Source organism: Nonomuraea sp. NPDC047897 (assembly GCF_043204415.1).
GTDB lineage: Bacteria > Actinomycetota > Actinomycetes > Streptosporangiales > Streptosporangiaceae > Nonomuraea.
On the sequence record NZ_JBIDCC010000002.1, the window covers coordinates 427,909 to 441,041 of the forward strand.

At 71.6% G+C, this 13,133-nt stretch carries 13 protein-coding genes; 12 read left to right on the forward strand and 1 reads right to left on the reverse strand.

What is annotated here, in order from left to right:
• Window positions 1–31 precede the first annotated feature (31 nt).
• Window positions 32–1,237, reverse strand: coding sequence for an aminotransferase class I/II-fold pyridoxal phosphate-dependent enzyme (locus ACGF0J_RS05350; RefSeq protein WP_393142233.1), 1,206 nt, complete (start codon window positions 1,235–1,237; stop codon window positions 32–34).
• 226 nt (window positions 1,238–1,463) lie between these two features.
• Between ACGF0J_RS05350 and ACGF0J_RS05355 the strand changes: the two genes are divergently transcribed.
• The 12 genes from ACGF0J_RS05355 (at window position 1,464) to ACGF0J_RS05410 (ending at window position 13,126) form a co-directional block, all read left to right on the forward strand.
• Window positions 1,464–4,223 (forward strand): immune inhibitor A domain-containing protein, encoded by a 2,760-nt coding sequence (locus tag ACGF0J_RS05355; RefSeq protein ID WP_393142234.1) that lies wholly within the window; start codon window positions 1,464–1,466, stop codon window positions 4,221–4,223.
• Window positions 4,224–4,349: 126 nt separating this feature from the next.
• Window positions 4,350–5,288: a diacylglycerol/lipid kinase family protein gene (locus ACGF0J_RS05360; RefSeq protein WP_393142235.1), complete on the forward strand. Its 939-nt coding sequence runs from the start codon at window positions 4,350–4,352 to the stop codon at window positions 5,286–5,288.
• A 105-nt stretch (window positions 5,289–5,393) separates the two neighbouring features.
• Window positions 5,394–5,774, forward strand: coding sequence for a phage holin family protein (locus ACGF0J_RS05365; protein WP_101784841.1), 381 nt, complete (start codon window positions 5,394–5,396; stop codon window positions 5,772–5,774).
• A complete protein-coding gene (locus ACGF0J_RS05370; protein WP_393142236.1) occupies window positions 5,771–6,610 on the forward strand; it encodes a DUF3618 domain-containing protein in 840 nt (279 codons plus the stop codon). The genes ACGF0J_RS05365 and ACGF0J_RS05370 overlap by 4 nt, the downstream gene beginning before the upstream one ends.
• Before the next feature lie 4 nt (window positions 6,611–6,614).
• Window positions 6,615–7,553, forward strand: coding sequence for a YihY/virulence factor BrkB family protein (locus ACGF0J_RS05375; RefSeq protein ID WP_393142237.1), 939 nt, complete (start codon window positions 6,615–6,617; stop codon window positions 7,551–7,553).
• Window positions 7,550–8,038 (forward strand): hypothetical protein, encoded by a 489-nt coding sequence (locus tag ACGF0J_RS05380; protein ID WP_393142238.1) that lies wholly within the window; start codon window positions 7,550–7,552, stop codon window positions 8,036–8,038. The genes ACGF0J_RS05375 and ACGF0J_RS05380 overlap by 4 nt, the downstream gene beginning before the upstream one ends.
• Window positions 8,039–8,077: 39 nt before the next feature.
• Window positions 8,078–8,785 (forward strand): DUF1838 family protein, encoded by a 708-nt coding sequence (locus tag ACGF0J_RS05385; protein ID WP_393142239.1) that lies wholly within the window; start codon window positions 8,078–8,080, stop codon window positions 8,783–8,785.
• 10 nt (window positions 8,786–8,795) lie between these two features.
• On the forward strand, window positions 8,796–9,209 hold the full coding sequence (locus ACGF0J_RS05390) for an HIT family protein (protein ID WP_393142240.1): 414 nt from the start codon (window positions 8,796–8,798) through the stop codon (window positions 9,207–9,209).
• A 53-nt stretch (window positions 9,210–9,262) separates the two neighbouring features.
• The gene (locus ACGF0J_RS05395; RefSeq protein WP_393142241.1) at window positions 9,263–10,441 is read left to right on the forward strand and encodes a sensor histidine kinase; all 1,179 of its coding nucleotides are present in this window, start codon (window positions 9,263–9,265) and stop codon (window positions 10,439–10,441) included.
• A gap of 33 nt (window positions 10,442–10,474) precedes the next feature.
• Entirely contained in the window at window positions 10,475–11,224 is a 750-nt protein-coding gene (locus tag ACGF0J_RS05400; protein WP_393142242.1) for a LytR/AlgR family response regulator transcription factor, read from the forward strand.
• On the forward strand, window positions 11,221–11,613 hold the full coding sequence (locus ACGF0J_RS05405) for a hypothetical protein (protein WP_393142243.1): 393 nt from the start codon (window positions 11,221–11,223) through the stop codon (window positions 11,611–11,613). Before ACGF0J_RS05400 ends, ACGF0J_RS05405 begins: the two co-directional genes overlap by 4 nt.
• Window positions 11,614–11,638: 25 nt before the next feature.
• On the forward strand, window positions 11,639–13,126 hold the full coding sequence (locus ACGF0J_RS05410) for a cation acetate symporter (protein ID WP_393142244.1): 1,488 nt from the start codon (window positions 11,639–11,641) through the stop codon (window positions 13,124–13,126).
• Window positions 13,127–13,133 lie beyond the last annotated feature (7 nt).

Consider the following 13,133-nt stretch of genomic DNA (forward strand, 5'->3'; position numbering starts at 1 on the left):
CCGGGCGCGGGCCGCAGGCCGCGGGCCGGGGTCAGCCGCGCTCCTCCGCGACCAGCCGGACGCACACCGCGAGGCCGGCGATGGCCTGCTCCAGCTCCTCAAGGTCGGGGTAGGTGGGCGCGATGCGGATCACCCGGTCGTCGGGGTCGGTGCCGTAGGGGTGGGTGGCGCCGGCCGGGGTGAGCGCGATGCCCGCCGCCTTGGCCTTGGCCACCACCTCGGCGGCGTGCGGCACCTCCAGGCTGATGAAGTAGCCGCCCTTGGGGCTGGTCCAGGTGGCCAGGCCGCCCAGCTCCTTGGCCAGCACCCGGTCGACCAGCTCGAACTTCGGCCAGATCAGCTCGGCGTGCCGCCGCATGTGGGCCGCCACGCCGTCGGCGTCGCGCAGGAACTCCACGTGCCGAAGCTGGTTGATCTTGTCGGGGCCGATGGACTGCTTGGCGGTGTTGGCCAGGAACCACTCGACGTTGGCCGGCGAGGAGCCGAAGAACGCCACACCGGAGCCCGCCAGCGTCACCTTGGAGGTGGAGCCGTAGACGAACACCCGGTCCGGGTTGCCGTGCTCGGCGGCCAGGGCCAGCACGTCGGCCAGCTCGGCCGGGTCGCCGGTCAGGTGGTGCACCGCGTAGGCGTTGTCCCAGAAGATGCGGAAGTCGGGGGCGGCGGCCGGCATGGCGGCCAGCCGGCGCACGGTCTCGTCGCTGTAGACGATGCCCGACGGGTTGCTGTACTTGGGCACGCACCAGATGCCCCGGACCGTGGCGTCGGTGGCGACGAGCCGCTCCACCACGTCCATGTCGGGGCCGTCGGCGCCCATGGGAACCGCGACCATCTTGATGCCGAAGCGCTCACAGATGGTGAAGTGGCGGTCGTAGCCCGGCACCGGGCACAGGAAGGTGATCTCCGGCTCCTCCACCCAGCGGCGCGCGGCTCCCGGGAGCGGGCTGAGCAGGGCGTGCACGATCGTGTCGTGCATCATCGTGAGGCTGGAGTTGCCGCCGACGACGAGCTGCGCCGCGGGCACCTGCAGCAGCGGGCCGAACAGCTCGCGCAGCTCGGGCAGGCCCTGCAGACCGCCGTAGTTGCGACCGTCGGTGCCGTCGGCCGTGCGGTAGGACGTCGGGAGTTTGAGCAGGTCGTCGGAGAGATCGAGCTGGCGCGGTGACGGCTTGCCACGGGTCAGGTCGAGCGTGAGCCCACGCTGGACGAGGTCGGCGTAGTCGCGCTGAGCGTTCACGTGATCTTTCTCCTCGGATCGGGTCGCCTACGAAGGATAGAAGACGCGGGCTCCCCAGGAGGCAGCGAGTCCGGAATGTGGATGTCTGCCTGTCCATAACGGACATAGGTCGCAAATGCGTTACTTCTCAACTACGGCCTTTACGCCCGCTTTACTGACGCTCTACGGTCCGGACATCGCACCCCCATGGTCACCGCCCGGCGACCCCGGGCAGAGAGGGTCACCTGTGCCCAGCACGAAGCGCCTGTTAGCAGCGATACCGGCGGCCGCGCTCCTGACCGCCGCCCTCACCGTCCCCCCGGCGACCTCTTCGGCCGCCGAGACGTCCGAGGCACGCTACGAGCCCAGCGCGTCCGACTACTACATCAACTACGCCCCGCCCCGCGTGGAGCCCGACCCGAAGGAACCGGCCGTCCCCGGCTCGCGGGCCCGGGCGAAGCACCCGGCGCAGGAGTACGACCGTAAGTTCGCCAGCGGCAACCCGGTCGCCGCCAGAGTCCTGGCCGGCCGCGAGGCCGAGGCCATCAGGACCGGCCGCAACCCCGCCGAGTTCATCTTCAAGAAGGCCAAGCAGACCAGGACCGCCAAGCTCCTCACCCTGCTGGTCGAGTTCAACGAGAACGCCGACGACGACTTCTCCGGCTTCAACCGGCTGCGGACCGTCGACAGCGCCCCCGACGACTGCGTCGTCGAGCCGGCCGGCACGAAACTGAACGGCCCCCTGCACAACAAGATCCCCGACCCGGCCACGCTGCCGAAGAAGGACAACAACTCCTTCTGGGTCAAGGACTTCAGCACCCAGCACTTCAACAAGATGCTTTACACCGACACCGGCATCACCGAGCGGGTCCGCCCCGACCTGAAGGACCCCCGCGACGGCAAGCCCGGCATCGACATCTCCGGCCACACGCTGAAGAAGATGTACGAGGAGATGTCCAAGGGCGCCTACTCGGTCACCGGTTCGGCCGTCGGCTGGCTCAAGGCGCCGCACTCCGAGGCGTGGTACGGCGCCGCGGCCTGCGGCGGCGCCCCGCAGGACATGTCCGGCCACCCCGACAACCCGCTCGGGGCAGGCCAGCTCGCCATCGACGCGGTCAACGTCCTCGCCCAGACCCAGCCCGCCTTCCCGTGGGCCGACTACGACGTCGAGGACATCTCCGACGCCGACGGCGACGGCGACTACGCCGAGCCCGACGGCGTCATCGACCACCTCGTCCTCGTGCACGCCGGCAAGGACAAGTCGTCCGACGGCGGCGCCGAGGGCACCTACGCCATCTGGGCGCACTCCAGCGCGGTCGCCGGCGGCCACAAGGTGCCGGGCACCGACCTCAAGATCTCCAACTACATCGTGCAGCCCGAGGACTCCGGCGTGGGCGTCTTCGCCCACGAGTACGGCCACGACCTCGGCCTGCCCGACCTGTACGACACCTCCGGCTCGGCCAGCTCCGCCGTGGACTTCTGGGACCTGATGTCCAGCGGGTCCCACTCCGGCCCGATCTTCCAGTCCATGCCCACCCACATGGGCCTGTGGGACAAGTGGGTGCTCGGCTGGGCCAACCCGAAGGTGTTCGACCCGGGTGACGCCGCCCGGCTCGTCACGGTCGGCCAGTCGTCGCGCACGCCGAAGCTCACCCAGGACGGCGTCCGGGTCAACCTGGCCTCCGAGCCGCTCAAGATGATCGACCCGCACAGCGGCACCGGCACCTGGTGGTCCGGCATGGACCAGGAGTGGGCGAACGTCACGCTCACCCGCGACGTGCCCGTGCCCGCCGGCACCGACGTCCGCTTCTGGATGTGGAACAACTACGAGATCGAGCAGGACTGGGACTTCGGCTTCGTCGAGGTGTCCACCGACGGCGGCCAGACCTGGGCCCAGCAGAAGGTCTTCGACGAGGCGGGCACCGAGGTCACCACGCCCGACGGCTACCCCGACCCGAACAAGAACCTCGCCACCTTCGGCGACAAGAAGTACGGCCTCACCGGCAACACCGACGGCTGGCGGCACGACTACGTCAACCTGACCCCGTTCGCCGGGCAGAGCGTCAAACTGCGCCTGACGTACAACACCGACGCCGCCTTCACCCCGCGCGGCTGGCACGCCGACGACTTCCAGCTCACCAACGGCGCCGCCGTCGTGTGGAGCGACGACGTCGAAGGCGGGGCGAACGGCTGGAAGGCCACCGGCGGCACCTTCACCAACACCAGCGGCCAGGGCTGGACGATCAACAACGGCTTCCGTGAGATCTCCCGGTTCTACCTGGCCGAGTGGCGCAACTTCGACGGCTTCGACAAGGGCCTGCAGTACGCCTACGACACCACCTACGCGCGCGACGGCGCCTGGAAGGTGGAGAAGGTCAAGTACAACGCCCCCGGGCTGCTTGTCTGGTACCGCGACTCGACCTACACCAACAACTCCCTCGTCCCCAACCTGCAACTGCCGCCGAGCATCGGCTCCAAGGGCAGCCTGCTGCTCGTCGACTCGCACTACGAGCCGCTGCGCCGCACCGGCGCCGCGGCCGAGAAGGACCCGACCAGGCACAAGAACATGGAGGGCCGTTCGCAGACCTCCAACGCGGCGTTCTCCTTCACCAGGACGTACCCGTTCAAGGAGTGCCTGGAGGCGCCGGCCGAGCCGTTCAGCGAGTACTGCACGGACGTCAAGGCGCTGAAGGGGGTGCCGAACTTCACCGACGCCAAGACCTGGTACCCCGGCTTCGAGGTGCAGGACGACACGCTGTACTACCGCGACTTCGACGCCTCCGTGGTGGTGCCGTCGAAGGGCGACCAGCCGTACAGCACGCGCGTCGTGCACGTCGACGGCACCCCGGCCACCGAGCTGTACGGCACGGACGTCGACGGCGGCCACAAGCTCGGCACCGGCAACCCCGGTGACGAGGGCAAGGCGCTCGGCGTCCAGTTCAGGCTGATCAGCCCGCTCCCGGGCAACCTCGGCGCCATCGTCCACGTCACCCCGCCCAAGAAGTAGCCGGCACGCGACCTGAGTCCGGCCCGCGTCCAGCGGTCGGCCTCAGCCGGCACTCCGTACGTCTCAGGTCGGCCGCGTTCAGCGGTCGGCCTCAGGCGGCACTCTGTGCGCCTACGATTGATGACCATGAGCGCACTTCGCACCAAGGCCGAGCACACTGAGGCGATCCGCACGGACCGCCGGGTGGCGTTGGTGATCAACACGCGCTCACGCCGCGGCAGGCGCCACTACTTCGAGGTGATCGAGCAGATCCACGCCCTCGGCTTCGAGCCGCTGGCCGAGATCGGCGTCTACAACCCCAAGCGCCTGCGCGACCTGCTCGACACCGCCCTCGCCACCGGCCCCGACCTGCTCATCGTGGGCGGCGGCGACGGCACCCTCTCCTCGGCCGTGCGCCACGTCGCCCACCGCGACGTGGCGCTCGGCGTGCTGCCGCTCGGCACCACCAACAACTTCGCCCGCAGCCTCGGCCTGCCGCTCGACCTGCCGGGCGCGATCCGGGTGTTCGCCACCGGCAAGGTCGCCGACATCGACCTCGGCATGGCCGACGACCGGCCGTTCGCCAACCTGGCCAGTTTCGGCGTGTCCGTCGAGGTGGCCGGCACGGTCAAGCCGTGGCTCAAGCGGGTGCTCGGCCGGCCGGCCTACCCGCTGACCGCGCTGACGATCCTGCCCGGGCACCGGCCGTTCCGCGCTGCCATCACGGTCGACGGGGAGCGCCACGAACTGCTCACCCACCAGCTCAACATCGCCAACGGCCGTTTCCACGGCGGCTGGCAGGTGGCGAAGGACATCAGCATCGACAACGGCATGCTCGTCGCCTACCAGCTCGGCTCCGGCAAGAAGCTGCGGCTGCTCGTCGAGACGCTGGCCCGGGCGACGACGGGCCGCTGGCGCAGCCTGGCGGGCGGGCCGTTCGTGATGGGCCGCGAGATGCTGCTGGAGACCGACCCGCCGATGGCGGCCGACGTCGACGGCGAGGTGCGGCTGCGCACGCCGATCCGGCTGCGGGTGGTGCCCAACGGGGTGCGGGTGATGGTGCCGGCCTCGTTCGAGGACCGCTGAGCCCGGGGCCGCTGCCCCTGAGGGTCCACCCGCAAGCGCTGACGGCCCGGTGATAGAACCCCGCACGCCTGGGTAGTCGCTCTCCTCATCAGAGGAGGTGACGACGTGAACGACACCCACAAACTCGTCAACGATCTCTCCGAGCAGGTCTCCCGGCTCGTCAGGGACGAGTTGCGGCTGGCCCGGCTGGAGCTCACCCGGAAAGGCAAGCGCGCCGGTTTCGGCGCCGGCCTGTTCGGGGCGGCCGGCCTGGTCGCGTTCTTCGGCGGCGCCACGCTCGTGGCGGCCGTCGTCCTGCTGCTGTCCCTGGTCATGCCGGCCTGGGCGGCCGCGGCGATCGTGGCCGTCGTGCTGTTCGTCATCGCCGCCGTGATCGGCCTCATCGGCCGCAAGCAGGTCAAGCAGGCCGCGCCGCCGGTGCCCAGCGAGGCGATCGCCAGCGTCAAGGCCGACATCGACGTGGTCAAGGAGAGCGTACGGCGATGAGTGAGACGGATCCCGGACACAGCGAGCAGCACGCCGGGCAGGTCGGCGCTCACCGGTCCACGGTGGGGGCGCCGACCGACCACGAGTCCATCAACGTGCCCCAGACGCGGCCCGGCGCGGAGGAGAACGCGCGGCGGGCCGAGGCCGCGCGCGACGAGCACGAGGTCTTCGACCCCGAACCCCCGCTGCCGGACGAGCGCACCGCCCTGATCGAGGACCGCGAGGGCGAGGCACGCTCGCAGACCCGATCCGGCGACACCCACAGCGATACCCGCAGCGACACCCGCAGTGACATCCACCATGACCCCCACACCGGTGACCCGCGCACCGGCGGCGCCCGCTCCGGGACCCCCCGTCCCGGCCGAGACCGGCGGGCGGCGCCTTCCCGGCGCGCGGACACCGGCAACGACGACGAGGAGGAACACGTGCGCAACCGCATCCAGGAGACCCGCGAGGACATGGGCGACACCGTGGCCGCCCTCGCCCACAAGGCCGACGTGAAGGCCAGGGCGAGCGAGGCCGCCGAGACCGCCAAGGGCAAGGCCGCCGAGGTCGCCGGCACCGTCAAGGGCAAGACCGCCGAAGTCGCCGGCACCGTCAGGGGCAGGACCGCCGAGGTCGCCGGCACGGCCAAGGGCAAGGCGACCGAGGTCGCCGGCAAGGTCCGCGAGGTCACCCCCGAACAGGTCAAGGACGCGGCCGACAAGGTCACCGGCCAGGCCCGCAAGCGCCCCGTCCTGCTGCTGGCGGCGGCGGGCGCGGTCGGCGTGCTCGTCATGCGCCGGATGAGAGCCCGCCGCACCGCCCGGCCCACCAGGCGCTTCAGGGGCCGGTAGCCCGTTGGCGTCGCCGGAGACCCCCGCCGACCTGCCGCGCCGAGCCTGGTGGAGCGTGGCCAAGCGGACGCTCGCCGAGTTCAGGGACGACCGCGTCCCCGACCTCGCCGCCGCGCTCACCTACTACGCGGTGCTGTCGATCTTCCCGGCGATGATCGTGCTGGTGTCGTTGTTCGGCCTGCTGGGCCAGGACGACACCGCCATGCTGATCGGCCACCTGGCCGTGCTGGCGCCCGCCGAGGTGCGCGACCTGCTCACGCAGGGACTCGCGGGCGTCCAGCGCAGCAGCGGCTCGGCCGGCCTGCTGGCGATCGTCGGTCTCGCCGTGGCCCTGTGGTCCGCCTCCGGCTACATCGGGGCGTTCATCCGGGCCGGGAACGAGATCTACGACATCGAGGAGGGCCGCCCGTTCTGGAAGACCACTCCGCTCAAGCTCGGCCTGACGATCCTGGTGACGGTGCTGCTCGCCGTCGGCGCGATCGCGGTCACGCTCACCGGCCGGCTGGCCGACCTGGCGGGCCGCGCCCTGGGCCTGGGCGGCGCCGTGGTGACCGCCTGGAACGTGCTCAAGTGGCCCGTCCTGGCGCTCATCGCCGCTGGGCTGATCATGGTGCTGTACTGGGCGGCGCCCAACGTGCGCCAGCCCGGCATGCGCTGGATCACCCCCGGCGGGCTGCTCGCGGTCGCCCTGTGGGTGATCGTGTCGGCGGGTTTCGCCCTGTACGTCAGCCAGTTCGGCTCGTACAACAAGACCTACGGCACGCTGGCGGCGGTCGTCGTCTTCCTGATCTGGCTGTGGCTGTCCAACATGGCCCTGCTGTTCGGCGCCGAGCTCGACGCCGAGCTGGTCAGGGAACGCGCCATCGCCGAAGGCAAACCCCCGGAAAGCGAACCGTACGCCGTGCCCAGGGACGAGCCGGAGCCCGATAACCTGCCCGAATGAGACGTGCGACGGCCACCGGGAGAGCCGCGTCGAGGACACCGGCCGCACTCCGGGCCGTACTCCAGGCGGTGCTCCAGGTCGCGCTCCCGGTCGTGCTCGCCGGGCTGCTGGCCTGCGGCGCGACCGCCTGCGGGGGCGGGTCGGCGGTCAGCGACCTGGGCGTCGTCGTCCGGGGGGCGAAGGGCGCCACCGTCACCGCCGAGCTGCGCTCCGGCCAGCGGTTCTCCCTCGCCGTCCCCGACGACCCGGCGGCGGGCGACCAGTGGAGCCTGGTGGCCGTGCCCGACCCGAGAGTCGCCTCGTACATCAGCGAGGAACGCCCCGAGGACGCCGACACCAGCTACTTCGTCTTCAACGCCAAGCACCCCGGACGGACCCGCATCCACCTGTACGACTGCTTCCGCTGCGGCCGCGCCACCACCCCCGCCACGGCGGAGAGCAGACGGCTGTCCGGCGAGGCGATCTTCGACGTGACCGTCCGCTAGACGCTTGATCATCGCGCCGGGGTCCGACAGGCTGCACTCATGGACTTCATCCGGGTGCGCGCGTCCGACGACGGCGCCGAGACGATCTCGTGGTGGACCGGCGACGTGTACGGCTGGCGGCGCGACGACGGCCCCCACCACCTGTTCGGCTTCGAGGGCGTCAACGTGGCCCGGGCCGTTCGGGCCGACGACGGCTGGCGGCTGCTCGCCCGTGAGGCCGCCGCCTACCTCGACCCGGTCACCAGGGAGATCATCGACGTCTGGGACAACCCGTTCACCGGCACGTCCGTCGAGGTCCAGCACGTCTTCAACGACCCCGTCAACCAGCGTCTCGGCGACCACGCGGTGCCGGTCACGGCGGTGGGCGGGCAGGCGGTGTTCAACATCGACGTGCGCCTGGCCTACCCGTCGCCGCTGAAGGTCGCCGACTACCCCGACCACTCCGCCGGCGACACCTACCGGGCGATGGAGCTGTTCCAGTTCTTCGTCCACGCCGCCGACCTGGAGACCGGCACGCCGTCCGTGCCGTGCGCCTTCTCCTGGTGCCGCGTCTCGCCCTGGCTGCCGTGGATGGCCATGGGACAGCGGGAGGGGGCGCTCGTCTACCACTGCCGCGGCGGCAAGACGGCCGAGGTGCCCGAACGGCTCGCCCGGCACGTCGGCGAACACTTCCTGCACGCGCCCGACTCCTGGTCCGCGCCCAACATGACGAGCTGGACCGCCTTCGCCGCCCGCGCCCGCGGGTAGGGTTCGGCCGGTGAGCACCGACCTGTTCTGCGAGATCGTCGCGGGGGAGCGGCCCGCGTTCATGGTCCACTCCGACGAGGTGGCCGTCTCCTTCCTCGACAGCAGGCCGCTGTTCAAGGGGCACGTGCTGGTGGTGCCGAGGCGGCACGCCGAGACGCTGGCCGACCTGCCCGACGTGGGGCCGTTCTTCGAGCGGGTGCAGGCCATGGCGCGGGCGGTGGAGCACGGCATGGCCGCGGCCGGCACGTTCGTGGCGATGAACAACCGGGTCAGCCAGAGCGTGCCGCACCTGCACGTGCACGTGGTGCCGCGCAACCGCAAGGACGGGCTGCGCGGCTTCTTCTGGCCGCGCACCAGGTACGCCTCCGACGAGGAGGCCCTCGCCTGCGCGGCCGCCATCGCGCGGGCGCTGGTGCAGGCGTAGGCTCCGGCCCTGTGGAATCCGACCCTGTGGAAGCGGCGGGGAAGTGAGGGGCCGTGCAGTACGTCGTCGGCGTAGCCGTGGCCGCGGTGCTCGTCGGCGTGCCGGCGATCGTCCTGTGGCGGCTCGTCCGGGGCCGGCGCGAGCTGGGCACCAGCCCGGCCGAGCGCGCCACGTTCGAGACGCTGCACACCGCCTCCCTCGCCGGCCCGCCGCTGCGCGCCGGACTGACCGCCGAAGGCGCGGAGAAGGCGTCCCGGCACCTGCGCACGCTGCTCGGCTCGTCAGCGCTGGCCATCACCGACAGCGAGCGGCTGCTCGTCTACGACGGGGCCGGCGACCACCACGCCGGCGAGGCGTTCGGGCACGCGCGGGCCACGCTGAAGGACGGCCGCACCCAGGTCCTCGACCTCGACTGTGCCCTGCTGGAGTGCCCGGTCCGGCACGCCGTCGTCGTGCCGCTCACCACCGACGACCGGGTCGTCGGCACGCTGGCCGCCTACGGCCCGCACGCCTCCGCCGGGCTGGTCAGAGCCGCCCAGGAGGTGGCCGGCTGGGTCGACTCGCAGCTCGAACTGGCCGAGCTGGACCGCTCGCGGACCCTGCTCATGGAAGCGGAGGTGCGGGCGCTGCGGGCGCAGATCTCGCCGCACTTCATCTACAACTCGCTCACCACCATCGCCTCGTTCGTCCGCACCGACCCCGAACGGGCCCGCGAACTGCTGCTGGAATTCGCCGACTTCACCCGCTACTCCTTCCGCCGGCACGGCGAGTTCACCACGCTGGCCGAGGAGCTGCGTTCCATCGACCGCTACCTCATCCTGGAGCGCGCCCGCTTCGGCGACCAGCTCCAGGTCACGCTGCGCATCGCCCCCGAGGTGCTGCCCGTCGCCGTGCCGTTCCTGTGCCTGCAACCGCTGGTCGAGAACGCCGTACGGCACGGCCTGGAGAGCAAGGACGGCGTGGGCCGCATCACGATCCTCGCTGAGGACGCCGGGGCGGAGTGCGCCATCAGCGTCGAGGACGACGGGCTCGGCATGGACCCCGACCGGCTGCGCCGCATCCTCGCCGGCGAGATCACCCCCGCGGGCGGCGTCGGGCTCGCCAACGTGGACGAGCGGCTGCGCCAGGTGTACGGCGACGAGTACGGCCTGGTCGTCGAGACCGCGCCCGGGGCGGGCACGAAAGTCAACGTACGGTTGCCGAAGTATCACCCCGGCGTCTCGGCCCGTTGACCATACGCTCTGTTGTCGGTTTTATCACTGTCTATGGCGCAACTTCGCGTGCTGGCGGTCGACGACGAGCTTCCCGCGCTGGAAGACCTGTCGTACCTGCTGCGCGCCGACCCCCGCATCGGCGACGTGGCGACCGCCCGGGACGGGGCGGCCGCGCTGCGGCTGCTGGACCGCGCCATCGCCGAGGGCCGGCCGATCGACGCCGTCTTCCTCGACATCCGGATGCGCGGCCTGGACGGGGTCGTGCTCGGGCGGCTCCTGTCGCGCTTCGCCAACCCGCCGCGCGTCGTGTTCGTCACCGCGTACGAGGAGCACGCCGTCGACGCCTTCGAGATCAAGGCGGAGGACTACCTGCTCAAGCCGGTGCGGCCGGAACGCCTCGCCGAGGCCATCAGGCGGGTTGCCGTGTCCGCCGACATGCCGGTGGACACGGGGGAGTCCGACACCATCCCCGTCGAGCTGGGCGGGGTGACGAGGTTCGTCTCCAGCGCCGACGTCGTCTACGTGGAGGCGCAGGGCGACTACGCCCGCCTGCACACCGCGACGGGGACGCACCTGGTGCGCATCCCGCTCGCCACCCTGGAGGAGCGCTGGGCGTCGGCCGGATTCGTCCGCGTGCACCGCAGCCACCTGGTGGCCGTCAAGCACATCGAGGAGCTGCACATCGACTCGGGCAAGTGCGTGGTGCGGGTGGGCAGGACGGAGATCCCCGTCAGCCGCCGCCACACGCGCGAGCTGCGCGACCTCCTCGTCCGCCGCGCCCGGAAGGGCCGCGCCGAGTGACGGGGGACCCGTCCCGCCGGGCGGAACAGGCGCGCCGGGTCGCCGTGACCAGCCCGCGGACGGCCGCCGCCCGCCGGCCCCGCTACCCCGCCACCCGCGAGATCGACGAACAGACCCACCTCGGCGAGGTCTACATGCGTTCCCTGCTGCGCACCCAGTTCCGGCTGGCGATGTTCGTCTGCACGGTGCTGGGCTGCGTGGTGGGCGGCCTGCCGCTGCTGTTCCTGCTCATCCCGCGGCTGCGCGAGAGCGAACTGCTCGGCGTCCCGCTGCCGTGGGCGGTGCTCGGCGGCCTCATCTACCCCGCCTTCGTCGCCGGCGCCTGGCTCTACGTCCGCCAGGCCGAACGCAACGAACGCCACTTCGCCGACCTGGTCGAACGCCGATGACGCCGCACACCGGCGGACAGGGCCGATGAGCCTCACGGCGGTGCTCGTCGTGGTCCTCGCGGCCGTGCTCATCGGCGCGTTCGGCATCCGCGTCTCCCGCACCACCTCCGACTTCTACGTCGCCTCCCGCACCGTCACCCCGCTGTGGAACGCCTCCGCCATCGGCGGCGAGTACCTGTCGGCGGCGTCGTTCCTGGGCGTGGCCGGGCTCATCCTGTCGTTCGGCGCCGACATGCTGTGGCTGCCCGTGGGCTGGACCGGCGGCTACCTCGTGCTGCTCGTGCTGGTGTCGGCGCCGCTGCGCCGCTCCGGGGCGTACACGCTGCCAGACTTCGCCGAGGCGCGGCTGGAGTCCATGACCGTGCGCCGCACGGCGAGCGGCCTCGTCGTGCTCATCGGCTGGCTCTACCTCATGCCGCAGTTCCAGAGCGCCGGCCTGGTGCTTCGGGAGATCACCGGCGCGCCGCCGTGGGCCGGCGGGCTGCTCGTGGCCGTGGTGGTCGCCGTGAACGTGCTGTCCGGCGGCATGCGGTCGATCACGTTCGTGCAGGCGTTCCAGTACTGGCTGAAGCTGACCGCGCTGGCGGTGCCGCTGGTGTTCCTGCTGATGGCGTGGAAGGCTGACGGGGCGCCGGCGATCAGCGCCCAGGACGCCGCCGTGTGGCAGGCGCCGCTGGGCGGAGGCAGGGAGTACGGGCTGTACTCGACGTACTCGCTCATCCTCGCGACGTTCCTGGGCACCATGGGGCTGCCGCACGTGCTGGTGCGGTTCTACACCAACCCGGACGGCCGTGCCGCCCGCCGTACGACGCTGGTGGTGCTGACGCTGCTCGGCGCCTTCTACCTGCTGCCCGCCCTGTACGGCTGGCTGGGCCGGCTGTACACCCCCGACCTGGCCCGCACCGACGCCGTCGTGCTGACGCTGCCCGGCCGGATGGTCGGCGGCACCCTAGGCGACCTGCTGACGGCGCTGGTCACGGCTGGGGCGTTCGCCGCGTTCCTGTCCACCTCCTCGGGGCTGACCGTGTCGGTGGCCGGAGTGATCGCCCAGGATCTGCTCAGGGGCGGGGTGCGCTCGTTCCGGGTCGCGACGGTGCTGGCCGTGGTCGTGCCGCTGGCGCTGGCGCTGTGGGCCCGCGCGCTGCCCGTGGCCGACGTGGTGGGGCTGGCGTTCGCGGTGGCGGCGTCGTCGTTCTGCCCGCTGCTGGTGCTCGGCATCTGGTGGCGGCGGCTCAGCACCACGGGCGCGCTGGCCGGGCTGTTCGTCGGGGGCGGGCTGGCCTGCGCCGCGGTGCTGGCCACGATCGTCGGCGGACCGCACGCGGGCCTGGCGAACGCGCTGCTGGCCCAGCCGGCGGCCTGGACGGTGCCGATCGCGTTCACGGTGATGATCGCGGTGTCCTTCGTGACCCCGCACCGCGTCCCGGCGGGGGTGGCCAGGACCATGGTCCGCCTGCACACTCCCGAGGACCTCAACCTGGACCGCGGCGACTGGCGCCCGCGCTCCTCCTAGGAGACCG

Coding starts and splice junctions, on each gene's coding strand:
- ACGF0J_RS05410 (WP_393142244.1), top strand. CDS start 11,639: ATGAGCCTCACGGCGGTGCTCGTCGTGGTCCTCGCGGCCGTGCTCATC.
- ACGF0J_RS05360 (WP_393142235.1), top strand. CDS start 4,350: ATGAGCGCACTTCGCACCAAGGCCGAGCACACTGAGGCGATCCGCACG.
- ACGF0J_RS05370 (WP_393142236.1), top strand. CDS start 5,771: ATGAGTGAGACGGATCCCGGACACAGCGAGCAGCACGCCGGGCAGGTC.
- ACGF0J_RS05400 (WP_393142242.1), top strand. CDS start 10,475: ATGGCGCAACTTCGCGTGCTGGCGGTCGACGACGAGCTTCCCGCGCTG.
- ACGF0J_RS05380 (WP_393142238.1), top strand. CDS start 7,550: ATGAGACGTGCGACGGCCACCGGGAGAGCCGCGTCGAGGACACCGGCC.
- ACGF0J_RS05385 (WP_393142239.1), top strand. CDS start 8,078: ATGGACTTCATCCGGGTGCGCGCGTCCGACGACGGCGCCGAGACGATC.